This window comes from Candidatus Hydrogenedens sp. (genome assembly GCA_035378955.1).
GTDB lineage: Bacteria > Hydrogenedentota > Hydrogenedentia > Hydrogenedentales > Hydrogenedentaceae > Hydrogenedens.
Genome location: DAOSUS010000015.1, coordinates 14,777 through 40,897, shown reverse-complemented (window position 1 = coordinate 40,897; position 26,121 = coordinate 14,777). Strand labels below are relative to the sequence as shown.

The 26,121-nt window shown below is 39.1% G+C and carries 12 protein-coding genes; all 12 read left to right on the top strand.

Features of this window, described 5'->3' with window-relative positions:
- Position 1: 1 nt before the first annotated feature.
- Complete coding sequence (gspF, locus tag PLA12_05055) at positions 2 to 1,240, top strand: type II secretion system inner membrane protein GspF (GenBank protein ID HOQ31866.1); 1,239 nt, start codon at positions 2 to 4, stop codon at positions 1,238 to 1,240.
- Between the two features lie 137 nt (positions 1,241 to 1,377).
- Positions 1,378 to 2,235, top strand: a complete 858-nt coding sequence (locus PLA12_05050) for a prepilin-type N-terminal cleavage/methylation domain-containing protein (GenBank protein HOQ31865.1) — start codon at positions 1,378 to 1,380, stop codon at positions 2,233 to 2,235.
- 87 nt (positions 2,236 to 2,322) lie between these two features.
- A complete protein-coding gene (locus tag PLA12_05045; protein HOQ31864.1) occupies positions 2,323 to 3,207 on the top strand; it encodes a type II secretion system protein in 885 nt (294 codons plus the stop codon).
- Positions 3,204 to 3,623, top strand: coding sequence for a prepilin-type N-terminal cleavage/methylation domain-containing protein (locus PLA12_05040; protein HOQ31863.1), 420 nt, complete (start codon positions 3,204 to 3,206; stop codon positions 3,621 to 3,623). The genes PLA12_05045 and PLA12_05040 overlap by 4 nt, the downstream gene beginning before the upstream one ends.
- Positions 3,604 to 5,385 carry a prepilin-type N-terminal cleavage/methylation domain-containing protein gene (locus tag PLA12_05035; GenBank protein HOQ31862.1) on the top strand — a complete coding sequence of 594 codons (1,782 nt, stop codon included), beginning with the start codon at positions 3,604 to 3,606 and terminating at the stop codon, positions 5,383 to 5,385. Before PLA12_05040 ends, PLA12_05035 begins: the two co-directional genes overlap by 20 nt.
- Positions 5,386 to 5,491: 106 nt before the next feature.
- A complete protein-coding gene (locus tag PLA12_05030) occupies positions 5,492 to 13,105 on the top strand; it encodes a hypothetical protein (GenBank protein HOQ31861.1) in 7,614 nt (2,537 codons plus the stop codon).
- A 3-nt stretch (positions 13,106 to 13,108) separates the two neighbouring features.
- Positions 13,109 to 19,027 (top strand): right-handed parallel beta-helix repeat-containing protein, encoded by a 5,919-nt coding sequence (locus PLA12_05025; protein HOQ31860.1) that lies wholly within the window; start codon positions 13,109 to 13,111, stop codon positions 19,025 to 19,027.
- 95 nt (positions 19,028 to 19,122) lie between these two features.
- On the top strand, positions 19,123 to 20,505 hold the full coding sequence (locus PLA12_05020) for a formylglycine-generating enzyme family protein (protein HOQ31859.1): 1,383 nt from the start codon (positions 19,123 to 19,125) through the stop codon (positions 20,503 to 20,505).
- A 254-nt stretch (positions 20,506 to 20,759) separates the two neighbouring features.
- Positions 20,760 to 22,859 (top strand): type IV pilus assembly protein PilM, encoded by a 2,100-nt coding sequence (pilM, locus tag PLA12_05015; GenBank protein ID HOQ31858.1) that lies wholly within the window; start codon positions 20,760 to 20,762, stop codon positions 22,857 to 22,859.
- Complete coding sequence (locus PLA12_05010; GenBank protein HOQ31857.1) at positions 22,856 to 23,827, top strand: hypothetical protein; 972 nt, start codon at positions 22,856 to 22,858, stop codon at positions 23,825 to 23,827. Before pilM ends, PLA12_05010 begins: the two co-directional genes overlap by 4 nt.
- 10 nt (positions 23,828 to 23,837) lie before the next feature.
- The gene (locus PLA12_05005) at positions 23,838 to 24,350 is read left to right on the top strand and encodes a hypothetical protein (GenBank protein ID HOQ31856.1); all 513 of its coding nucleotides are present in this window, start codon (positions 23,838 to 23,840) and stop codon (positions 24,348 to 24,350) included.
- Between the two features lie 12 nt (positions 24,351 to 24,362).
- Positions 24,363 to 26,121, top strand: a 1,759-nt coding sequence (locus tag PLA12_05000) for a tetratricopeptide repeat protein (GenBank protein ID HOQ31855.1), incomplete at its 3' end; no start/stop codon positions are given.

Genomic DNA, 26,121 nt, shown 5'->3' with positions numbered 1-26,121 from the left:
CATGCCTAAATATGCTTATCGAGCAATTAATCGTGAAGGAAAAGAAATCTTTGGCATTATCCAGGCAGATAGTGTCGCCCTTGCGATTAACGATGTAAGAAGTTTGGGGCTGTTCCCGACGCATGTCCGTGAAGCCCGTCGTAGTGATGAACGAAGGGCAAGAGGTGAAAAGAAAGGATTAAGTGAACTTTATTTCGGTGGTGTAAAGACAAAGCAACTTGTGGTTATGACCCGTCAGTTATCTACTCTGATTGACGCAGGTTTGCCTCTATTACGAAGCCTAAATGTGCTAATTGCACAAATGAAACCTTGTAAGTTAAAAGATATTTTGCGTGAAGTATCGACAGATATCCAATCAGGAAGCACTTTTTCTGAAGCATTAGCAAAACATCCCAAACAATTTGACCGCCTTTTTGTGAATATGGTCAAAGCAGGTGAAGTCGGCGGTATGTTAGAAATTGTACTACAACGCATAGCCCAATTTATGGAACGAAGAGAAGCGTTAAAACGGCGTGTAAAGTCTGCTCTGATTTATCCTATTGCCGTTTTAATCATTGCCTCTGCAATTGTGATGTTTCTTTTAATAAAAGTGGTGCCTGTTTTCGCAGATATTTTCAAAGAATTCGGGGGTAAACTTCCCTGGCCCACTCAATTTCTTATGTCCGCCGGGGACTTTATGATTTATAACTGGTGGTTGCTTATTTCCATTGTGGCATGGACGATTATTTTTATAAAAATTCTCTTTAAATTTCATGCAGTTCGAAGGTTTCGAGACCGTGCTGTATTAAAAATACCCCTAATTGGGGATTTAGTCACCAAAGTGGCTGTGGCACGATTTGCCCGAACATTAGGAACGCTAATTACTTCTGGTGTGCCTATTTTACAGGCATTAAAAATCACAAAAGAGACCATCGGTAATGAAATCATCCAGGATGCCGTGGATAAAGTTCATGATAGTGTAAAAGAAGGGGATACGATTGCAGCACCTCTTGACCAGACCAAAGTATTCCCTGCAATGGTCGTTAATATGATTGATGTCGGTGAAGAAACAGGCAGTCTCGACGCCATGTTAAATAAAGTTGCAGATATTTACGATGCAGAAGTAGAAGCGGCTGTCGAGGCTATGTTGTCATTAATGGAACCTGCAATTATTATCGTTCTGGGTGGTATTATCGGTTTTATTGTGGTATCTTTATACTTGCCGATATTCACGCTCGGAGATACCATCAGTGGAACATAGTAAAAATAATACAACGAAAATATGGCACAAAAAGCTATATTTATGGTATAAATGTAATGACAGTTTAATTATTTACAAGAACTTATAACAGAAAGGACGAAGAAAATCGTCTGCAAAACTGGATGGAGGAAGACAGTATGAAACGAAACAAAGGATTTACACTCGTAGAACTATTGGTTGTGATGGCAATCATCTCAATTCTTGCTGCTATCATTGTCCCCAATGTTGCCCGATATATTGCACGAGGCAGGGCTACACGGGCTTTAGGGGACATTAAAGGAATTGAACTTGCACTAACTAAAATGGTTACCGATGCCAATGTGCAAAATTTAAATTATCTGTTTAAGGCAGATAATATTCGAAGAAATATCTTCGAATTTGGAGATAATACACCGTATGTACTGACATCACAGCAATTTCTATCTGCTATTAAATTGTATACCAATACTTTGTATGCTTTGCTAAGAGAAGGTCGGAGGGTCCTTGATGGTAGAACAGACCCCGATTTAGGTATTGCCTATGCTGATATTTTAGATAGAGATGTCGTTATGCGACTTGGAGTTGGTTATCTGGAAGATATTGCTTTTGACCCTTGGGGAAATCTGTATAATATTTATCCAGGTCCCTGGGCACCCAGAAGTGGACCCATTCCTTTCCGTATTTACATGTTAGGTGAAAAAGAGAAAACCTTACCGGGCGTGTCAGGTGGAAGAAGAAGTGATACTTTAACATTCAGTACAACAGACCCAGAAACCAATTTATCAATAGAGGTAGGTTTCCCTGCAGACAAAGGGAAATTGGCTTTTATCTGGTCTAATGGTGCTAATATGATTTCAGGTCAGGGTGTTTATGATTCTAATTTAGCAAATCCACTTCCTGGTGGAAGTTATCAAGGTTCTGCAAATTATGCGGACCAGGAAGAAGAATATAAAGGTGGTGGCGATGATATTAACAATTGGGACCCGGGTCAGAGTTGGATGCGTTTCTACAGCTAGTTAGTAAATATTTGACAAATATAAGGGCAATGTATGGGAAGGTTGAAGCATACATTGCCCTTCTAAATATGAAAGACCTGATATAAAATGTTTATCAGAGATAAAAAACAAGGTTATACATTGACCGAATTACTGGTTGTAATCGGAATTGTGGGGATGTTGACCCTTATTTCTGTTCCGTCTATTTTCCGATTCTATAAAGATGCAACGGACCCGGTAAAACGCACGGCTCGAGAATTGGCTCAAATTATGCAGGTAGCAAAAATTTATGCAATGACCTATCGTGTGAATACGGCGGTTGTTTATGGGGATGCGTTTGTGCCAGTTCCTTTAACAAATGTTGAAACAAGTCAGGGAGTTATTACAGGAGAACGCCATATACGGGCGTTGGTTTCTGCTGCAGTCATGTATGAAATTAGTAGGAAGAACAACGAAGGCTTCGATGATATTCGTGATAGGTTGGGATTTCCTGATAGATGGAACAGTATTTATGTTCCTATTGAGGCGAAATCAGAATACGGTATGAATAGGCGATTTGAAGACGGGATTGCTCTTTGCAATGTCGAATTTCGGGAAAATGTTGTTATCCCTAATTCACTGACAATAGAAGTTCCTCTTTTGCGTTCTGTGGATGAAGGAAATTCCACTGCATTACTCGGTTTAACCAAAGTAAATGTTCCATTTTTAGATTTAGAACAAACAGCACAAGCCCCAATGGCTTATTTAAGTTCCGGTGCTAAAACTTCCTGGTATGCCCATATTTTTGGACCAGATGGGAATCTTATACCTACTTCTAATACAATGGTAAAGGAACGATATATTCTCGCACTGGTAGATACGACTAATTCCGAACCGATGATTCTTCCTGAAAATCTTCAGGGACAAATCCCTGCAGATAGTGTATGGGTAACGCATAGAATGAATTTATTAAGTCTGTTTCGTGTTACAGGCAGGATAAAAACAGAAATATGAAAGAATATATGAAGAACAATTATCGAAACAAAAAATCGGGCTTCTCTATTTTAGAGATTGTTATTGCCCTTGCTATTATCGCGGGCGGGTTGGTGGCAATTTTTACATTGTTCCCTTCAGCACAAAAACTGTTAACCGATGCTTCCGCCAATGCGAATGTTTCCGATTTAGCCCGAACAGAAATGAGCCGTGTTCGTGTAGGAGGTGCTTTATCCACAGGTCTTAATTCGTGGTTAAGAGATAATGCTTTTCAACAAATAGATACAACGGCCAGTGCTTACGAGTTATATCAGCATTATGGGGCTTCTACCTCGCGTGTTCCAATGGGTAAAGGTTTGTATCGAGTAACCTTTAAGGTGAGGCTCAATGATGGGAGAGAAGAAAGGTTCGTTACTTATGTTACAGAACAACAATAAAAAACAAATAAAGTTACGGCATATAATTCATTTTGAATATAAAATAGGTATGACGCTTGTCGAACTTATGGTGGCGATGGCAATATTATCTATAATCCTAACGGGTCTTGTTGCTATGTTTGTTTCGGCTATTGAATCTACCCATCAGGGATACATGATAAAAGAGAGTTATGGGAATGCGCGTTCTGCTATGGAAATACTATCCCGCGATTTGGAACGGGCTTGTTCCCTTGCCAATCGCGGAGAAAAAGTTCAATTTTACGGGACACCTACCGCACTAACTTTTGTAACGATGTTAGACAATGGACAGGTAGGCAGGGTAACCTATTTTTTTGCACCCAGTCCGTCTATTCCTGTGTTTGAAACATGGTTACCCTTAGGACCAAAAGAAGAAAACAACCTGCCCGACAGGATTGCAAAAGAAAAAGGAATGAAACGAGAAATCAATAAAATTCCAAATGTAAATACCGCTTATTTCTTTGATGACATCCGTTCTAAAATCCAAGAGGCTTTACCAGCAAGTTGTGATGTGACTACAATCGAAAATATCTTAAATACTCTGATTCATATAAACACAGACCCATTTCCAGAAGTACAGACTGAATTAAATGTCGGCAATCAATTTTCTAATGAAGAACAGGCATATTATGTTCGTATTCAACCGATGGCTTTGTTCCGTATCGAAGAAAGTGCAAAAGCAAATATTATAGATATGGAAATGAAAAAAGGTTATATAGATTCCTCAGGGATATCTGTTCAATTAATGCCTGAACCAGATTTATCCGCAACAGAAAATCCATTTTCCTTTACAGGTTATTCGAATATTGACGCACTATTACATACTTTCCTTATTGAGGGAGTCGGAACACAAAGTGGAATAAGTATGGTCAATCCTATAGAGATTCAAACACCTTCTGTAAATGTTGTCAAGGATTTAAGAAATTGCATAGGGAATCCTAACTACCAGGTCATAGATGAAAACTTTATAAACGACCTGATAACTATCCGAAAAATAGAATTACGCCTCTTATTAATGCAAGTTTATAATTCGCGGCAGTTCTGTAATGAATGGTATAATCTGTTGCAAAATCCCTCCAATGTTCTTGCTATTACAGGACAGGGAGGTATATTAAATTTGTCTCCTTATATCTGGAGTTATGACCTTTCTATAGCACGACGAGACCAGATGTATCTATATCAATTACTGACGGGTGGAACTGGTAATCCTACTCTTCTGCTCAAACCGCCGCCCAGGGAAGTTTTATACAATTTCTGGGAAACGAATGGGTTTGATCCTCAAGATTATGTTTTATCCGATGGCTTCGGTGCTCATGCCTACTTGATTGATGAAAATAATGGATTGATAACATCCAATGACTTGATTTTCCCGGGAAATCTCTTTTCTTATCAATCTGAGGAAAATCAGACCTCGATGTATTTTAACGATGTAAGAAGTATTCCTCTTTATAGTCACTATCTTTCTTTATCGTCAGAATCCGTTTCTGTTCAGGATGCAGAATGTATTACAGCATTTTTAGATAGGGTCTGGGCAGATATGAAAGGGACAGACCCGAGTCAATCTTCTCCCTTTGCGACAATTTTCTTTGAGCGTTTACCGGTTCGAATTACTGTCAGTGCCTGGGTTTGTTCTGAAAAGCCGCAGCCCGGTCTTTCTGATTTCAGGCGCTGGTTTAGTCAATCTATTGATGTTCCGTGCGGATTACGAACTCCCCAACCAAGGAGAATGCCCGCAGGAATGTAAAGAAATTTTATTAAACAACTCAATCTATCGTAAAATTTAATAAACTTTGTTCTGGATAGAAAATTTAGAACAAAGACAGATTAAATTTTTAAGGAGTGTTTTTCTTATGCGAAAACCAGATACGGGCGCGGCATTAGTCCTTGCCATTGGAATTATCGCCATTCTTCTTGCCATTGGTTTTACTTTTTATTTTGTAACAAGAGGCGAATTATACACTGCAGAATTATCTCTTCGTCAGGCACAAGCAGACCAACTGCTAAGAGGGGCAATAAATATCGGCATATCTGTATTAAATAAAGATATAAATCAAAACCCCTATGCTTCTTCAACAGACCATGCATGGCGTTCCTTTTTTAGTGGAGCCTGGGTCGCAGGCAAACCCTGGGCTCTTCGGAATTCAGGTGCCGGGAGGGGATATTTTGCACTCCGCTCTTCAATGCAATGGAAAGGGAGTATTCCCCATATAGACATTGCACGATTATGGATTAATTTTCCAAATTTACAGGGATTTATGTTAAATTTACCACCAGAACAGCGGTTTCTATATGTCCGTTTTGCAGATGGTTACTCGGAGATGTTGTATAATGGACCGCGTAGTCGGGAATGGTTGTTTTATCCGCGTATTGAAGGGTTCAATGCGCCGATTCTTTATGATTTAAATGCAGAATTAATTGTTCCCGGACCCAATCCCTCTCTTTGGGTACCTGTTCCACAGAAAGTCGGGTCTAATTTTTTATATTATCGTTTTAATGTTAGTGCAGATACTTTTGATGAGATTACTCGTGAAGGAGATATTCCAAGAAGTTCCGCTCCCTTCCTTCTTCCATCAATGTTTGGAACAGTCCGTAACCCCGATGGCACCCCTGTTTTTACAGGCTTTGACCGATATGGAAATTCTTATGCAACGAGTAGTTTATATACCCCGGAATGGGTAAATGCGTGGGCAGATGTGGATTTAGATGGTGATGGTTATAAAGATGCTGTTTGGATGCCGATGGCAGCCGATAAACTATTTAGCGGAGTGGTCAAGGATTCTGCAGGGGAGATTCACCAAAACCTCAATGATGGTTTGGATAACAATTTAAATGGTTTAGTTGACGAAACCCCGGATAACGGTGTTAATGAAGAGATGGGTCCTTTCTTTCTTCAAAATGAACCATTACCACAAAATGACCTTCCAGATAAGTATGGTGATGAAACAGCAGACCCCGAAGAAGTATTTGAAGTAGGAGCGTTTGTCTATTGGGGGGGCGATGATGGACTGGACAACAACTGTGATGGGATTGTGGATGATAGTGCAGAGCAAAAAGTTTTTCTTACAGCACCTTTACCGGGATTACGGATGAAGGTAGATTGGAATGCAGATGGAATTATTGACCGCAACGATATGGTCCCAGATGAGAATGGGAATATGGTGTATTTGGAGGTGATTATGCCATCTTCTATAGAAGTGGTTCGTTATACCCCAACCGGACAAGAACGGTATAACTTAACAGCGGATGATGTGGATTGTCTGGACAATGATTATGACATGTTAGTTAATAATTTTGAATCTTATGCTTATATAGGTCCAAACAATATAGAAAACTTCTTTACAATTACAGAAAATAATAATGGTGAAATACAGACGATACAATTACCGGGACCTCCCTTTGTTCTAAAAGGATTTGTTTCCAGCGGTCCTTACCAGGGTGTTCCTATGTATGATCGCACTAAGAGGAATCAAAAAGACCTTCAAAACTATGATTATACCTTTGCTAAGTTCGCAATGCCCGGAAATTGGAATCCTGATGATAAATCTAATTTCTCTGCTGCTCGGGAAGCAAGTTATATTGAAATCAATCATTTTTTAGATTCTGGAGGCAATCCCTTTCTCCCCGGCGTGCAGGTATATCCCAGTCGAGGAATTTATAGAGATGGTGTAGCAGGTATTACTCGCCCTATAAACTATACAAGGCTAATCCCTTATATCCATATAACCCACACAGGAGAGCCTGTCTGTGACCTGATGGGTAGAATGGCTGTTTATATAACCGATGAAAGCAAAAAGGTAAATTTGAATATTGCGGGAGGACACTATCCGATTGATTTTAACTTTGCTGCTCCGAATCCATTGCTTGCAGGAAAGATGTTACGAACTTATTTTATTCCGGGTATATCCTCTCCATGGCTTATCGGCTATGGATTGGAAACCCGATTCTTACCCGATATGGGAATTATCCGTGCAAGGAAACTATGGAATTTATTAACAGGGGCTCCAGGAGGACAAATAGATAGTTCTCAATCCAATTATATCCTTAATGCAAGTTCCAGTTCATTATATTACGATGTGGCTTTTCCGGGTTATGGTGTTGTGGATGACAATGCCAATGCGTTTCTACTTTTGACCAATGGACTGGATGATGATGGAGATGGGGTGGTTGATAACGGTGTAAATGATTTGCTTGGAATTTTAGAAGGTATAGATGAGCCAGGTGAATTTCAATATACATTACCCTATGCGAACAAATTAGCAGAGCGTGACCGTGTAGATAATAACGCCAATAACAATATGGATGAAAGTGGAGAATTAGGGGACAGAACTATTAGCACACCCGACCAAATTAACGAATTGTCCGATTATGGCATACCGGGGACAACCGCATTTGAAAAGATTAAACCCACAATAACAACAATGGGTTTATCAAAGAATACTCAAATTCGGAAGTTTGGCACTTCTTTGCGAGGAATAAATCCTGTTAATGTAAATTATGCAACACCAGAGCAATTGGCTTCTACGATACTTTTATCAGAAAAACCTGTGTCTAGTATCAATACCATGTCCTGGAGAATGCCGATGGCAGAGGATGCCTATTACTTCGCCGAAGGACTACGAAGTTATGAATATGAATGGGATACTTGGTTTGGTGATAATAAAGGTGAAGTAGGTTTTCTTTTCTATTCAGATGACGGAACAAACGAACCCATATCTGCATTCAATCCAACAATCAATTATATATTCCCTGTAGATGCTGTGTTAAAAACAATGCAATTAGCCGTAAATCTAACGGACATGCGGGATAGTGATGTTGCACAGTCCAGATTAACCACAGAAAAAGTTCCTGACCCCCTGACATCAACAGAGAAGAATATATATAATCCCAGTCAAAATATAAATTCTTTGTCCCCTTATGAAAAAGGCTATAACACATCGAATTTTCCTCTTCGCAACATAGAAAACTATGCTAAGAACACTTTAGGGGAACTTGATATTAATTGGGCAATTAATGATTATTGGTGGTCAGAGCGAGTACTAAATGGAGTGAACAATAACGGAATACCTGTAAAAGACCTTCGTTCTATTAGTTATACCGTTGCCGGAGTTGACTCCATTCGTATTACAGAATTAATGGTGAGACCTGTTCGTAGAGTAGAAGCAGAAATCCCTGTCTATCAAAATCTTTATAATTCTTACAAAACGCCTTATCCGCCAGGAATTCCTTTATTCCTGACCGATTTTGAACCGCTAAGCAACCGTTTCCTTGATGATGAAAATCATGATGTTGTTCCCCAAAATCCATGGAATTTAGCCAATAATAATGTGTTGGGAAAAGGGAATTATTATGAAACGAACTTACCTGTTTTCCAGTATATTGACAGGACAAACATTCCTCCATTGACAACAGATATTCCTAATGTAGTAGAGTATCGAATCCGTGCCACAAATTCTTTACCAGCAGGGCGGTATTATCTTACATTGAATACTCAGAACCTTTTGGGAGAACCGACATTAAACCGTGCAAGCAATAAACGAATAAAGTACGCGATTAAATATTGCCCTATCAATGTTAATAATCCCTCAGATACCACAGACGATACATTAATAGAACCTTCTATTCTTGATGATGTTTATGCGAACCCTCTCATTGTTGCTAATGATGCGGTATTCCAGCGGGTTCAGGATTCCTGGATAGGTGTTAATGCAAGGGGAGAGACAACAGGTATGGTATTTTTACCGGGTCAGTTGGAATCAGAGACATTAAATCCTCCGGCTTATTACTGGATGGATGGAATTCTACCCGAAGAGCAACCTATTTATGGGAAGACATTTGCTGTTACAGTTCCTCCATATACCCCTGCGGATGGACAAGACAATGATTATGTATTGTGTATTGCTTTCTGGTTAGAACAGACTTCCAATAACGAGCCTATTTCATTAAACTTCCTCGATTTCAGTCAAGAGCCTGACCATGAATATATAGAAATTGCAAATATTTCAGACAATCCCATTGATTTAACGGGATATACTCTTGAAATTGGTATTCCCAGAGATAAATCAGGAACTCGCACCGATCCCTATAAAGTAACGGCAAAAATAGGTGATGAAAATAATGTAAATAATAGATATATTATTGCTCCTAAAGGTAGATTATTGCTAACCTTTGATTCTTCTTCAGACCTTATTGGAGACAAATTTGACCATTATCGAGACCCCAATATAACCCCGGCATCTCTGATAAAGAGGAACGGTATCGGACTTTGCGATGTTATTCCGACTGTCCCTGTTCCACCTGAATTAGAACCTCTTGTGGGTATAACAACACCTTTTATAGCCTTGAATGAAACAAACAATGTGTTCCGCAGGGAATATACGAATAACGGTCTTGAAGAGGATTTCACAGATTATAATGGAGACGGAACACCGGGAGATAATCCTGCGGATAATGATATAAGAAGTACTCCGAATGATAACAATTTTAATATCGTTGGACCCAGAAAGGCATGGGATAGGATTGTTCCTTTATATTCGGTTGAATTTCCACTTATTGATGGAGAAAATACAGAACGCAGAAAGACAGAACAGATAACCACACTAAACGACCTTGCTAAGTTAGTCTTGCAGGGAGGTATATTACCTGATTATCCCGAGCATGATGGATATGATAATGATGGTGACGGTGGATATTTAACGGCGACCGGCAAGTATGAATTAGGAACATTAGAAAAAGATGGCGTGGATAATAATTTAAATGGTGTTATTGATGATAGAGCCACAGATTTATCAAATCCATTAAATATTCTCTTTTCAGAAGGTGTTGATGAAGGCAGAGTAGAACCCGGGACCACCTATACTAACGGCAGGCTTTTTGGCTATGGTTCTTATGAAAAAGGTATGCTGCCCGTTTTCCATTTGAAGGATATGGCTACTTATGGTGGAAATATTGATGTTGACTTTATTAGCGACCCTTACGACCAGGTTCAACCGGTAAATGTAACTACGGGATTTAATTATATAGGTAATCCCAATCTTATAGAACCTTACTTCGGAACGGACAATGACCCGCCTCAATGGAAATATTTTGTAGAAAGGCGATGGAATCCCGGCGATTGTGTTGTTGTAATTCTATATGATACCAGTGGTAATCAGGTGGATGGAGTTTCTTATAACGAAAATGATGTTATAAACCGTTGTATTGATGATATACTTCCTGCCCCTAACAGCAATATGCAATTAAATCCAGATTTCTCTTCTTGGTGGATACCCGATTGTATGTTATGGGATTTCTATCGTTCACTAAATCGCAAAAGTCCTGAATTAAGTGGAGACCGATTTGGTTTGTCCAATCGCTGGGAAGCAACCGATGGATTTTATGATGATTGGGAGGAATCTCCTCATTATTTAGAACAACTTACCCTGGTTATGTTGGATAATACGCCACCCAATAATTTCCCATTGTTCCAATATACGAATAATAATCCCTATCGCGATAAAAGAGATATTAATTTTGTAGTGAATACTTATCGAGGGACGCCCTTAGGAAAATCATATACAGAGATTGCGTTGGCTGGAAAAGATTTTTCATCCCCCATCGTTTCTTTGCCTGATTCTCCTATAATAAATGGCAGGAATATTACGCTATTATATCCTTATTGGAATACAGAGCAAAGGCGTGATGTTGGCACAATCTATGCAGGGACATTGGGACAGTTAAAAATCCCAATCCAGAGAGAATATCTATATTCCTTATACCGAATGAAACAGGTATTTACAAACCCAGAATACAGATATCTGTTCGATTTAAATCGTCAGAATCTAACTCTTTATCCGACGGTAGGAGGTGAAACATTCTGGCGTCAAGTATGGACAAGTGCAAATGTTCTTGCCAGTCAACTTCAAGGGAAAGACGAAGTAAACAGGGTTCTAAAAGGTGCTTCTTCTATGATAACCACAGCAGAGAAAATCCTTACTGTTGGAACTGCTGATTTTATTCCTATAAGACCGAATCCTGCAGAAACAGATGTATTCCCATCGGGCTCTAATCTTGCGGATATGTTGCGTTTTGATTTGACCAGCAATACCTATCCTGAGGCATGGGTGCCATTATTCCTATTCATGCTTCCAGGTGAAGTATATACATATCCTAAGTTTGTCGATGGCTCTTTATGGGGTGGCACATTTCCTACACCCTATAATACTTTGTTTAATGCTCAACCTAATGGAAGTTGGTTGTTTAATAACAATACTGCCTTTGGTAGGCCTCAAATGGACATTAATGATATTGCTCAGCGATGGGAAATCCCTAAACGCATTTTTGCCTATGTTAGCAGTTACAGAACCACTTATCCCGAACAAAACCGTCCCGAAGCACTATTTGTGTGGGATGTTAATGATGGTATAGAAAATGGGGATTATTATGTTTATATTAATGTGGTAAGTGAAAAACAACTAAAACGACTGCAATTTTATGATGAGCAACTTCATGCTTCTGGAACGCCTCCCTACGAATTATTCTCTCAAGAATTCGGCGAGCTCTGGATAAATAAAGACTATGACCCTACACAAGTGAAATTAGCATTAGAAATAATTACAGATCCGGCAAAGGCAAGAGGATTAAAACCTCGAGGCTCTACGCTTGAAACAGGTCTAACTCACCCCGATGATTGGTATCGGACAGAAGTTGGAGGATTTTATGAAGATGTTGTTGACTTTTCTCCGAATAAAGATGGTATAATATTATATGGACAGCAAGCCGCAGCCAGCTGGCAGTCCCAAATGGTTCGAGTTACACAAAAATTTGTGGCATTACGCGTAAGGAACACAGGAGATGCTCCATGTTTCCTTACACATATTACATTAGTCCCTGCTAAATCATCCCTTCACAAAATTAATATAAATACTATCGAACCTTATATATATACGGATGGGAGACAAAGGAGAGTTTTTGCTTCCTCCATGTGTTTACCGGGATTTTATTACAGGTCGGATATTCTTCCTAAAAATCAGGACCTGAACAATCCTCTCTATAGTGTTAATCCAATTCCTTCAGCCAATGCAAATTATTACGACAATGTAAGTGACACAGTTCTATCTGCTTTTCAATTATCTAATCTATTGATAGAGAACCGTCCTGAGTACACCGATGGTAGATATTATTTATCACCCTTAGAACTTGCCAATACCATCCGTTCTAAATATTTGTTGCCTTTAAGTGTAAATACAAATTACAGCGGTAGAATAGCCGATGTGCTATCAAGATACGAATCCATTGCCGATCATATTAGTCTCAGGTCTGATGTTTTCAAGATAACAACACTGGTGCAATTGGGTTCTGGTGTAGATGGGAATAAGGATGGTTGTTATAGTTATCGGACAAACGACGAGTTTGTTGTTCAATCAGAAGCAAGAGCAAGTGTTATATACGAAAGGAGCGTGCCCGCAGCCCGATATGAGGAGGATTAAAAAATGAAAAAACAAGTAAGACGGAAAAGGGGATTTGAATCGTATTATGTGAAGAGAAAGTTATCAGCAGGTATCCCTGTAATTTTCCTGATGATATTTTTAACATTACATTCTGCTACAAATGCTCAGGTTGTTATACATCCCGGGGATAATATCGTTGATATTATCTCAAATAATCCAGCAGAAACTACTTTCCATATTGAGGCAGATACTACTACTCCCACCATTTATAATATTGAACAACCTATTATAGTTAATCGGGATATTACCTTGGTAGGAGTCCCTAATTCTGCTTCTCCTTCTAACCCTATATTACCTACGGATATTGTTATTGCCGGGGATAATGTATTTGAAGGGGTTGTAGGAAATGGTAATTTTGAAGAAACCTCAATGACAGATTGGAATATCCAACTGGAACCACCAGACCCTGGTGACCCGGGTTACTCTATTATTGAACAAAATAGCCTCGCATTAAGTCCTACCCATTTAGCCTTATTTAAAGGAGTTAATCAAAATACATTGCCCGAACAGATACATCAAAACTTTCAATTTACAGAAGACCCCTTATCAGGAGACCCTTATCTCATAGCAGGCTATCCAGAGATTTGGCAAAATATTACCTTTCCTATAGTATCTACAGTTGTAGATATACTTGAAACTCAACCTATAGACTTTCCTAAAGGCACAGAACCAACAGGTATATCCTATATAGAAAATACCCTCCCTCTTTCTGCAGAATTGCCTCTTGACCTTCCGAACCTTGTTTCTGCACAACTTCGATTTGAGATTATGCGGAGTGCTGACCCTGTGAATTTGGATGATAGAGTTGAAATATATATAAAAATGTTAAATGAAAATAGAATCTTTACAATTCCTTTGTCGGCTATTGCCAGTCCAATGATGTGGGTATCATGGAATTTTGATATTACTTCCTTAATTCAACAATATAATCCCGGGGATACACCTGATGTAGAGATTCGAATTTCGAAATTAGGAATAGGTGAAAATACTGTCTATCTGGATGATTTTCGGGTATTTTTAGATATGGGGTTTATTACTACAGAAATTCCTATTTTTTGCGGAAGTTTTGACAATATTGGGTGTGGCGGTTGGACAGGTGAGGGGAATTGGCGGATTGATAATGACCCATTGGGTCCCCCTTTAGATAGATGTCTTATTATGGGTCCTTCTCCTGTATCCCCAAGGGAAGTCTGGGTAGAAATGTTTGTTAAAACCAAAGTATTCAGTGGAAAAGCAACGGATATGTTGAGGTTTTCCTTTGATGGGATGTTAATGCCTACACAAATATTTGCTGAGGTAACCCCTGGGGACTGGGTTCCTATTCCTGAATATAGACCCAATTTAATCCCGAATGCCGAAGATTATACCCGTATTTTAGTTAAAATACCATCGCCTTTAACCAACGACAATGTAAAACATGTCTTTCATATTGAAAGTCAGGTTTCTCCCTGTGCTCTTACTCCAGAAAGCATTGATTTTAATACCACCACTTTCGATATAGACGATGTCCGCTTTCTTGTAGGTCCTTTAGCAAACTTAAAATTGCCCGAAAATGGTATTAGTATCCCTAATGGAGATTTCGAATCAGGAAATGATGGGTCATGGATATTCGTTACTAACCCTGTTATACCGGGGAGAGATATAGCAACTGTAATTAAAACCATAGGAGGAAATATTGCTCCTTCCTGTTCAGAATTAGGGGGTGTTCCTCCAGCAAAACTTTCCTTTCAAGTTAAACCCGTGAATGTAGATGGAAGTCAGGATTTCTTTAAGGTATGGTTAGATGATGATGAAAACATAGCAACAAAAATTGTTTACGATTCTCGTATTTCAGGTATGCCTTCAGATGGAGTCTGGACCAAAATTGAGAGATGGTTAGTTCCACCTTTGCTGGAAGAAGGTATTAGTAGCTTTTCGCTGCATGTAAAAGCAAAAGTCTTTTCACTGAATCCAGGTTCATATATTCTGTTTGATGATTTTTGTGTAAGCCCTTATGGAGGGTTGGGAATTTTGATAGACCCATTTGGAGTATGTCCTGATAATGCAGTCCAGAATCCTTCTTTTGAAACAAATCCAGATTCTGCGTGGAACAAAAATGCTACGGCTTTACTTATGGGACCTATTCATTGTTATGACATGGCATATCCCGTTGACTGTATTTTGCCAGAACCCCCCATAACCGGAACAAGAGCCTTACGATTTGGTGCCGTTAATCCAGTGCCTATATTAAGTTTTTGGTTAAAAATCCTTAATGCAACAAGCACTTCAGACACAAAATTGGAAATTGTGATTGATGACCAAGTAATAAAGACAATAAATGCTAACGATACTTTCTACTGGAATAACTATGCATTGGTAATGATAGATAATGAACTTTTGCCCTTTTTGGATATGCAAATGCATAGTTTAACAATTCGAATTAGTGCGGGAGAATGTAACAAATCTCCAGTCCGTTTCCTAATTGATGATGTCTGCTTGGGCTATGAAATACTTATGCCGGGACCATCATTGGTGTGTTTAAATAATATAATATTAGATGCTGGGTTTGAATCAGGATTATCGACGCCATGGGATGCCAATCCTGATAAAAGCCAGATAATTCAAGGAGGTCCCACGGGCTTTATTGATGCTCATACGGGTGCCTGGTATGCACGATTAGAAGGACCAAAACCTGATACACGTATACTCTCGAAATCAGGAATTTTAATTCCTCCCTCAGCAACAATACTCCGATTTTATGTCTATGTTGAAAAAGGGAGTTTGCCCGAGCAAACAACATTAAAAGTTTACTGGGATGATATAGCAGGGACACCTGTATGGGTTAAAGATGCGGAAAGTTTTGAAGAAGGGAAATGGATTCTTCAAGAAGTGCCTTTGTCATCTTTAGATTTCGGTCCACATACTTTGTATTTCGTTTATGAAAATTGTAGGTTTCTTGACCATTCCATAATTATGATTGATGATGTTGCAATAGCAAGAAACAAATTCCCTCTGATAGAAGTTCAACCCAATGGCAATTTATGTGTCGAAAATCTTTCCCTAACCAGAGGCAGTGCTGGTATCCTGAATACAGGAGGAACAAGTAAAGTTTATCGCTGTTTCTTAGGTCCTCACCTTGATGATGGTATCGTTGTTATGTCAAATGGAACCGCTTCTATTTCACAAACTGTTATACATGGAAATTCGAATGATGGTGTTTTGAATAACGGGTTAACAGCAATATTACAAAGCACGATTCGTTCTAATGGGGGTATAGGCGTTGAGAGCAAAGGAACTGCAAATACTTATGTAATGGCATCGCTAATCTGGGAAAATGCCACTGGCGGATTGATAAATGATACAGGGGCAAGTTTGGTGAGTGGTTGGAATCTCGTTTATCCTCTAAGTACTACAGATGTTACAGAAGTAGGAAATCCAATAACAATCAATCCTCTTTCCGTCCACTTCCTTGACAATCCATGGTTAGGGAAATTATTAACTCCTATTCCAGCACGAGTTCCGTTGCAATCAATTCTGAACCAAATTCCGAGTATATTAACACCATATTTAAGTCAATCAAGTTGTAGCAACGCCCCTTATGTAGATTTTGAAAATGAAGTTCGCGATATTCTAAACCTTCAGGTGAGTGCCGATGAGGTAAGTATTTTGGGGACAGAACTTCTGTGGGTATATTGTAAAGTAAACCCAGTTGTTCCTCGTAGTGTTACAGGTAGAGAGAGAGACATTGGTATTGGAAATACATTTACTGTAGAAGTAGGAATTCAAGGGAATTATACTCTTAATGATGCTACCTTGTATCTTGTCCCTGAAGAGTATGTATCTCGAGTTACAAATGCTCCCGACCCATTATTGCAGATAAACAAACTTCCCGCAGAATTAAAACAGGTTGTTACTCCCATAGATACTACTCTTCAAAAAGGAAGAAGTGTATTTCCCATTGATTCGTTATTTTTGTCCGATGGAGATGGAATATTATTTACCACAAATGGTAGAGCAAGACTCTATTTGCGAGTAAATCAAATTCTAATAGGTATTGCAACTGTTAATGATTACAGAATAAGATTTAATTCAGAAGATACGGAGTTTGTAGTTGATACAGTTCAGCCTCGTTTAAGAGGTGACTTATATGATGCAACTGCGGCAGGTTTTGTTGTACAAAACAATGATGTTGTTTCTCCGCCAACTCAATTTAGTTATCCCCCCAATTGGGGCCCTGCTCTTCTTAATCCTCTGGCATATTCTTACGGAACAATAAGCAATGGAACAGAACCAACAGCACAGATATTCTTTAATAATCAACCTCAAACGGGTCTTGCTTTTGTATTGCAACCAGCATATTATGACCCATATCCCGAATATAATGGTGTGCCAAGGATTGTAGAGGTTTCCGGGTTTATTAATAATAGGTCAAATATATCTGCATCCACAGTTACCCCTATAATGGATTTGATTACCAACGGACCTGTATTCCCGGGTTTTGAACCTTATAGAGGTTTGGGATGTGCTTTTATCGCTCCGTTAAATGACATAAGTCGAATTCTTTCCTATGCATCCAATCCAGTAGTAGAATATCTCGCTACAGCCGACCCATCTCAACCAGGACTTACACAACCATGGCAAACTGCATTAGTCCAATGGAGATGGTTAAATCTTATCTTCGGTCCTGATTGGCATATTCGTATGAAGTTTTTAATTAAAGATTTATCAGGGAATATTATTTCCGAAAATCCTATTCAGCAAGATGCTCTCGAGTTATGGTGGATGAGAGACCCTGTGTTAGATATTACTTCTGCTCCAAGGACGGGTTCCTGGGATAAAAACCCAAAGATACAATGGAGATTGATAAGAAGCGTATCGGATAAACCTGTAAATTCTGACCCATGTCTCCCTATTTATGGGATTCGTTTATGGTCTGCTATAGACCCCTTCAATTATGAAACTTCTATTTGGGAAGTTGTAGATAGATTTGTGAATCGTTGGGGGTGGATTATTAATCGTGAAAGTATGGATAAAAATACACCTATCGTATTTTCGGATGGAACCATAACAACTCTTAATGACATTATGAATGATAGTCATTATTGTGGTGCCCTTTTAATGGCGACGATTATTGGAGCCGATGAATCCGGAAATGTTCAACCAGTTCCAAATGTTCTTTTAGGGAATAGATTTAATTCTTTAGGAACAGTGACTGGAAACAATATTCCATTCTGTATATGGAGAAACCCCTGTGAATTTGACATTGATACAAAATTGGATATAAATTCATGGTGGAACAATACCACTGCACACCCAAGCACATGGAGAGAGGTGAATTATAATTTTGGTGAAAGGGAATTTGGTGCCTCACGAAGAATCCCACTACCTGCACTGGAAGATGCCTGTAATTATCGTATTGAAATAAAACTGAACATGTCTTGTATCCTTCCTTCAGAAGGATTTGTTACTGGAAGAAGGGGATTTGATGTGCAGATATTTGAAGATTCCAATTTAGTTGCCGCAGGAACAGTAATGATGACCTACGGAGATACAAATGCAGAAATATATATTCCAACAGATATATTATCACCGAGAAACGATAGTTCCAATTTCACTTTGAACTGGTATAACTTAAATCCTGATTTTCTAAATAATCCACCTACAATATGTAATTTGTCTACTTCAGATAGATTAGGAGACGAGGGCTCTCCTGCAGGTGGATTTAGAAAGCGTGAAGTGAAATACGACATTGTTGTTCGTGCCTTTGTTCAAGATATGGCAACAGGTGCGTTAGTAACCGATTCAACACCTGCAAAAACCACAGTAACAATATATCCTCCTACGGGGGGTAAGGAAAGGTCTGTTACAGCACCGTCTCAACCGAAAGAAGAACAACGAATAAAGATGTTCCAAAGAGAATGAAAATAATTTGTATAATTTAATAATATATTCATTAAAAAATAGTTTTTGTATTAATAAATTATAGGTTCATAACGAAACGAATGGTAAGCAGTTATATGAAGCAGGCTGTAGTATGGGGTATAAGGTGGGCTATTGTTATAATACTTTTCGCATCATGCTCCTCTGAAAAGAAAAAACAACAATTGAGTAGCGTTACGATTGATAGTTCGCCCGAACAGGGAGCAACAGTTGTGGTATTTGGTGAAGAGAAAGGAGTTACTCCCCTGACACTGACAGACCTTCCCCCAGGCTCTCTCGAAGTAATATTAAAAAAAGAACGCTACCAACGAACAGTAGAAACATTACTTCTTCGTCCCGGAGAACATTCCCAATATAAATTAGAATTAAAGCCATTACAAGGATACATTAACTTTGAAACAGAACCACCGGGAGCCGAAGTGTATTTGGAGGGAGTGAAGATAGGAAATACACCTATTTTCCGATATGCGGTAGAAATTGGACATAAAAAATATAAATTACAACTGACTGATTATTATCCCGTGGAAGGTGATTTAGAAGTCCGAGAAGATTTTCAATATCCTATAAAATATATTTTAAAGCCTATGGAAGGGACAATAAATATTCTTTCTCGTCCTACAGGGGGAACCGTTCGAATTAATAATGTTCCTCAATCACAAAAAACTCCCTTACAATTACAACTTGCCCCAGGGGAATATTTGATTACTGTATCTGCCGATGGTTTTCTTGAAGAGCATTCAAAAGTTCTTATTCAGCCCAATAAAGAACAAACGGTTACACTCGTGTTAAAAGAAGGGGAAACACCACCAGGAATGGTATTAATTCCGGCAGGCGAATTCATTTTTGGTGAAAACGAACGCTCTCCGGATGAAGCCCCGAGAAGAAAAGTTTTCGTTCCGGCATTTTATATTGATAAATATGAAGTAACAAATGAAGAATTTAAAAAAGTTTTTTCGGACCATAATTTTCCCAAAGGACAGGAACGCTATCCTGTAACCGGTGTTTCATGGGACCAGGCTATGTCTTATGCTACAAGGGTTGGCAAAAGATTGCCAACGGAAATAGAATGGGAAAAAGCGGCTCGTGGAGAAGATGGCAGAGAATACCCGTGGGGAAATGAATTTTCATTAGATTTCTGTAATACAAGAGAAAAAAATCTTGACATGCCTGTCCCTATTGGTAGTTATATCGGAGGCGTTTCTCCGTATGGTTGTTTTGATATGGCAGGAAATGCGTATGAATGGGTTTCTGATTGGTATCAACGATATGAAGGAAATCAATATATTCGAAAAGAATACGGACAAATTTATCGCGTGTTAAGGGGTGGCTCCTTTATGACAGAAAAATTTGATGCACGATGTGCCCGTCGTCATTTTGACAGAATGGATGCAAATCGTGCGGATTATGGCTTTAGATGTGTAAAAGACTTACCCAAAAATTTATCGGTGCAAAAGAATTAATTTCCATCCAACAATATATTTGGTGTAATATACATTAAAAATGTATTAAAATAATATGTCAAGAAAAATTGGATAGGTAAAAAAATAAATTATTTTTGTCAATAATTTTCTTGACTTTAAAGATTATTTGTAATACAATTATTAACATAGGATATTAGAAGTGTAAAAAATGAAATGTTGAAAAGAATTTACTTGGAAATAAAATATGTAGTAAAATAAAGTGATTACATACAAGGAATAGTTAAGAACGAGATATGTCAGTATATACGACAAGAAAAGGAAAAAAGAGAGTAGTCATAGAGATAGGAACTTCTGCAGTCCGTCTTTGTGAATTTAAGAAAACAAAAAGCGGATTGCAGTTAATAAAATATTTTGAGAAACCTGTAGCTAATGATTATCGAATGGATGAAGAGGAACGGAAAGATTTACGAAAGAAAGCCGTTGCAGAACTATTAAAACAAGCAAAAGTAAAGACAAGAAAGTTAATGTTAGCTGTTCCAGGACAGTCTGTATTTGTTCGTGTTCGTTCTCTTCCCCCGGTATCCGAAAGGAAAGTAGACCAGATTGTTAGATACGAAATTCAACAACAAATTCCATTCGATTTGAAACAAATAGCCATTGATTATCAGATATTAGACCACCCCGAAGGAGGGGGATATGAAGTTTTGATGGTGGCTATTAAAACGGATGTTGTAGATAAATATTTATCTATTGTTGAAGGGTTAAGATTAAGTCCGGACATTGTTGATGTTATTCCCTTTGCTTCGTATAGTTGGCTCAAATATAACGGGGAATTACATGCTCATAGTGAATGTGTTGCTGTTATCGACTTAGGTGCTTCCACAACGAATATTGTTGTGGAACGCGATGGTATTTTCCGAAATACGAGAACATTAAATATTGGTGGAAATGATATTACTCAGGCTATTGCAGATGCCTTCAATATTCCTTTTGATGAAGCAGAAAAAATCAAATGTGAGAAGGGTTTTGCTCCTACAGGAAATCCACAAATTGATGGTAAAGGTGGAGAAGCCATTGGACGTGTATTGAACCGTCTTGTAAATGAAATTCAGCGTTCTTTTTCATACTTCCGTTCTCTTCCCGGTGGAGGACAGGTAACGCGTGTTTATTTATGCGGAGGAGGATGCGCCCTTCGGAATATAGTGCCATTCCTTCAGCGTGCCTTAGGGATAGATGTGAGAATTGCTCAACCTCTCAGTGGAATTACAATAGGTCCTGATGCTCAATCCATTGCTCAACATCCCGAGAGAAGTTGTGTTGTTTTGGGGTTGGCACTTCGCAACTGGGAAACGGCCGCATTAGAAATCAATCTTATACCGCCGCGTATCATTGAAATACGAAGAAGAAAGGAACAAGCCATTTATTGGGCATTATCTATGATTACACTGGCCCTGATAATGGCATCGGTAATTCCTGTTCATGCCGCACAGAATAAATTTGTAAAGGAAAGAATAGAAGAACTTCGCAAATATGTTCGAATGTATGACCCCGAAGTTGCCCAGAACCCGACGATTGTATCTCCACTGAAACAAGAATTAAGTAAAGCACAAGCAGAAATTAAAGTTTTAGAAAATAAAGTAAATGCACTGGATAAAGCCGTCTATAATAGGAGGTATTGGTTAGATGAAATGTCTTTGGTTTTATCTGCAAGACCTCCTCGAACCGATAAAGATGGAGTATGGTTTAGTTCTATCGAAACCGTTTTTATCCAACAACCACAGGCAGGTCAACCTATGCCTGCAAGAGGAAATATTCCACCCGCAGGTATGCCCGTGCAGCAGCAACAGGCTCCAGTAAATATTACCGGTTTTCCGGGAATAGGTTCTCATGGACCTATGGTAGGAATAAGTGGAAGAGGTGGTGGAGGCCTTTTCAGAAGAGATGATAATCCTACTCCTGCTCCAGCAACAACACAGCAACCCACAGGGGCACAACAAGCACCACCTTTACCACGCTCTAATGGGTTCCGTATAATGGGATTGGCAACCTCAGATACTATTATTAAAACTTTTGTAGATAACCTCAAGAAAGCCTCATTAAATCTACCCGAAGGCGTTTTAAGAATTAAAGAAGTTTATTTTTCTGAATCGAGTGTACAGGTAACTCCATGGAGTTCTTTGTATAATGCTCAATCTGCATTTCAAGGTAGTTCGACACTGGGAATGGGAAGTTTTGGTAGTCAGCAGCGATTAGGTGCATTTTCTCAACAAACAGGACAAGCGGCTGCGTTTTCGGCAACCGGTCAAAATTTGTTCACCTTTATAGTTACTGTGCAATTTGAGCGTGTATCTGCAAAAGATTTAGCAGCTGCTGGAGGAGGAGCAGGGTCATGAATATAACTATATCAAGAGGGACAATTATCTATATCACTGTTCTGCTCCTTTCTTTCCTTCTTTTTGCAGGGGTTTATTATTTCTTCTTACAGAAACAACTGGCAGCCTATAAGAAGGATGAAGATTTAAAGAAAGCCTATGAAAGTGCTTTGAAGGATTTAGAGCAAACCTTTTCACGAACAGACCCCGAGGTATTAATTCGTGAATGGCGAGCCCAGGTGGTTCCATGGGAAGATGCATTAAAGAACAGGTCCACTTTCTTTAACCTAAGCAATTGGACAGACCATGAAGTTCCACCCAAAGAGGGTGTTATCTTAAAATTCTGGTATGAAGAACAAGCACAAAAAATGGTGAAGCAATTATATGAAAAAGTAGGAGAAAAGATGGGGCGTTATGATTTATTCCCTCAGGACATACGAAAATCTTTAGGGGTGTTAAGTCTTGACGAGATATCTCGAATGGATGTTACCGAAGATTTAGTAAACAAACAATTAGCTAAACTTGCTTTCGGTATAAAAATGTGTGAATATCTTTTGGATTCTAAAATGGCAAGTATTGATGATATTGTTTTCTGGCCACCTATCGTACAACATCCTGATTTTGAAAAACTATTATCGTTTTTTGTGTTTGGAGTTCGTTGTAGCATGACAATGAAAGATTTTGTCAATTTTGTAGAGCAAAAATTACGATTGGCAGACCGATATTTTCATATCAATGCTATTAGAATTCAATATCCCTATATCGCTTATAATGTAGAACCTTTACTCCAGATAGAAATGATTATTTCACAAGCATATTATAAACCTCCTCAGGAGGTAAGTGCTGATATTCGACTTCAATATCAGGCACAAATGGGAGCCGGTGGACAAAGACGACAAGGAACCCAGGAAACTACTCCTGCAGAACAAGCAGGTTTCACGGCAAAAGCATGGAAATGGTTTAAACGAAATATTTTATATATGAATTAAATATAATATTATGATAGACAAGATACAAAAAATAGGAATATGGTTTTGGTGGAACAAGGAAAGATTTGTATTACTTATACTGGTAGGAATTTTAGGATACCGTGTATATGTAATTGCATATCCACCTCCACCGGAAAAAGAAGAAGTTTATTCTCCACCCCGGAAGGATGTTCCCGATGAACTTAAACCTAAGATGCCACCATTACCCCCGACATTATCTATACCAGGAACTTATGCTTCCCTGTGGAGGGAAAATCCATTCTGGTATTTTGCAGGTGAATCCACAGGTTCTACCGGTACAAAAGAAATTACATCAAAAGACCTTGGAATCACTTTGCTTAATGTTCGGCAGGTGGGGGACCGTTGGCGTGCACAACTTCGTACACGGTCTACAACAAAGTGGTATGATGAAGGCGAAGAATTTGAACAGTTTATTCTTGAACAGGTTAATCCTGATGATAAAACGGTTGTTATATATTCAGAACAATATGGAAGACGATTTACATTAGAAATGCGAAAATAAGGTAGGAAAAACATGAAAAAGGAATGTCATTTAGTAGATAATTATAAATATAATAACAACTTCCAAACGGTTAAAAGACCACGGGAGGAAAAATTACGAATGCGTACCACGAAAAAATTCTATTTTGGGTTTATGATGTTCGTAGCGACTATAGCAGTCATATTCCTTATGACAACACAGGGTGCTCGCGCACAAACTGTTGTGGAGGATACTACGACAGTCTCACCTGTAACTGTTCAAGAAGCAGCTCCTACGGATGCTTCTGCGGAAAATACAGCAACGGAAGAAAATGCTGAAACATACTTCCGTAGAGGTGTTGGCTTGTATAAAAAAGAATTATATCGTGAAGCCCTAACTGAATTTAATCGTGCCCTTGCATTAGACCCTAATCACAAAGAGGCACAGGTATATCAGCAAAAATGTAACGCTCAATTACAATTGTCTGTTGGAGAAAAGACAGAAAATACTCCACCACCTGCTTTTGAAACATTCCAACCGACCCAACCCGGTGAGATGCCAGAAAAAACAGCAGAAGAGTTAAAGAAAGAAAGAGTTCAAAAATTACTCTCCGATGCCCAGCGTTACATGGAAGCACAGAAATTCGATATTGCCGTAGAGATTTATAATAATATTTTACTAATTGACCCCAAAAATGATATGGCTCGTGAGGGACTTCATCAAGCAACGATTAAACTCCATCAAGAATCTGTAAAAGAGTCAGAAAGGAAAGTTTCCGAAGACCGAGCTCGAATAAGAGACTTTATTGAAAAACAAAAACAACTTCCTGAAGGTGCTGATGCCCGAGGAATAAAACCCTACAAGTTTACAGTTCCTGAGATAGAAGAAGAAACCGCACCCGTAACTAAAGTGAGTGAAATAGAAAAATCATTAGATTCTATTGTTAGTATCGAGTTTGAAGATATTCATATCAGTGAAATTACAACATTCATTTCTGACAGTTATGGTGTGAATATCGTTATTGACAATCGTGCCGTTGAACCTCCTTCAAAACAACAACCTCAACAGGCGGCAGGGCAACCTGCACAACCCGGTGCCATGGGTATGCCGCCTGGTGTTCCGGGACAACCTTATGGAGCACCCGGAGGAATGCGTCCTCCTATGGCGGGGCCTGGTGCAGCACCCGGCGGTATCGGTTTAAGAGGAGGAGGTCCAGGTGGCAGTGGCACTCCGGGTGGACTTCAAGGAGGTGGTTTAGGGGCTCCTTTGGGTGTTGCTGGACAACAACAAGGTTATGCTGTATCTCCAGATGTATATTATGGAACAAAATCCAATGGTATTGTCCCTTACATAAGTCTTAAAGATGTTACCTTACGCGAAGCACTAAAGGCTTTATTGCGTCCATTAGGTCTGGACTTCTCTGTTCAACCGGGTTTTGTCTGGATTAGTAAACCTGAAATTATCCGTCAAGAAAGTTTCGAAGCATTAGAAACACGATTCTATGAAATGAGAAATGTCGGTTCTGACCGTTTATTTAAATTAGTATTAAGAAATCCGTTTGGTGGAGTTGGTGGAATGGGTGGCATGTATGGAGGTGGAATGTATGGCGGTGGAATGGGTAGCTTTGGTGGAAGGGGTTGTGGCGATGGCATGTATGGCGGTGGCATGTATGGAGGTGGCAAAGGAGGCTATGGAGGTGGCATGTATAGAGGTGGCATGGGCGGCTATGGCGGTGGCATGTATGGAGGTGGCATAGGAGGCTATGGCGGTGGCATGTATGGAGGTGGCATAGGAGGCTATGGCGGTGGCATGT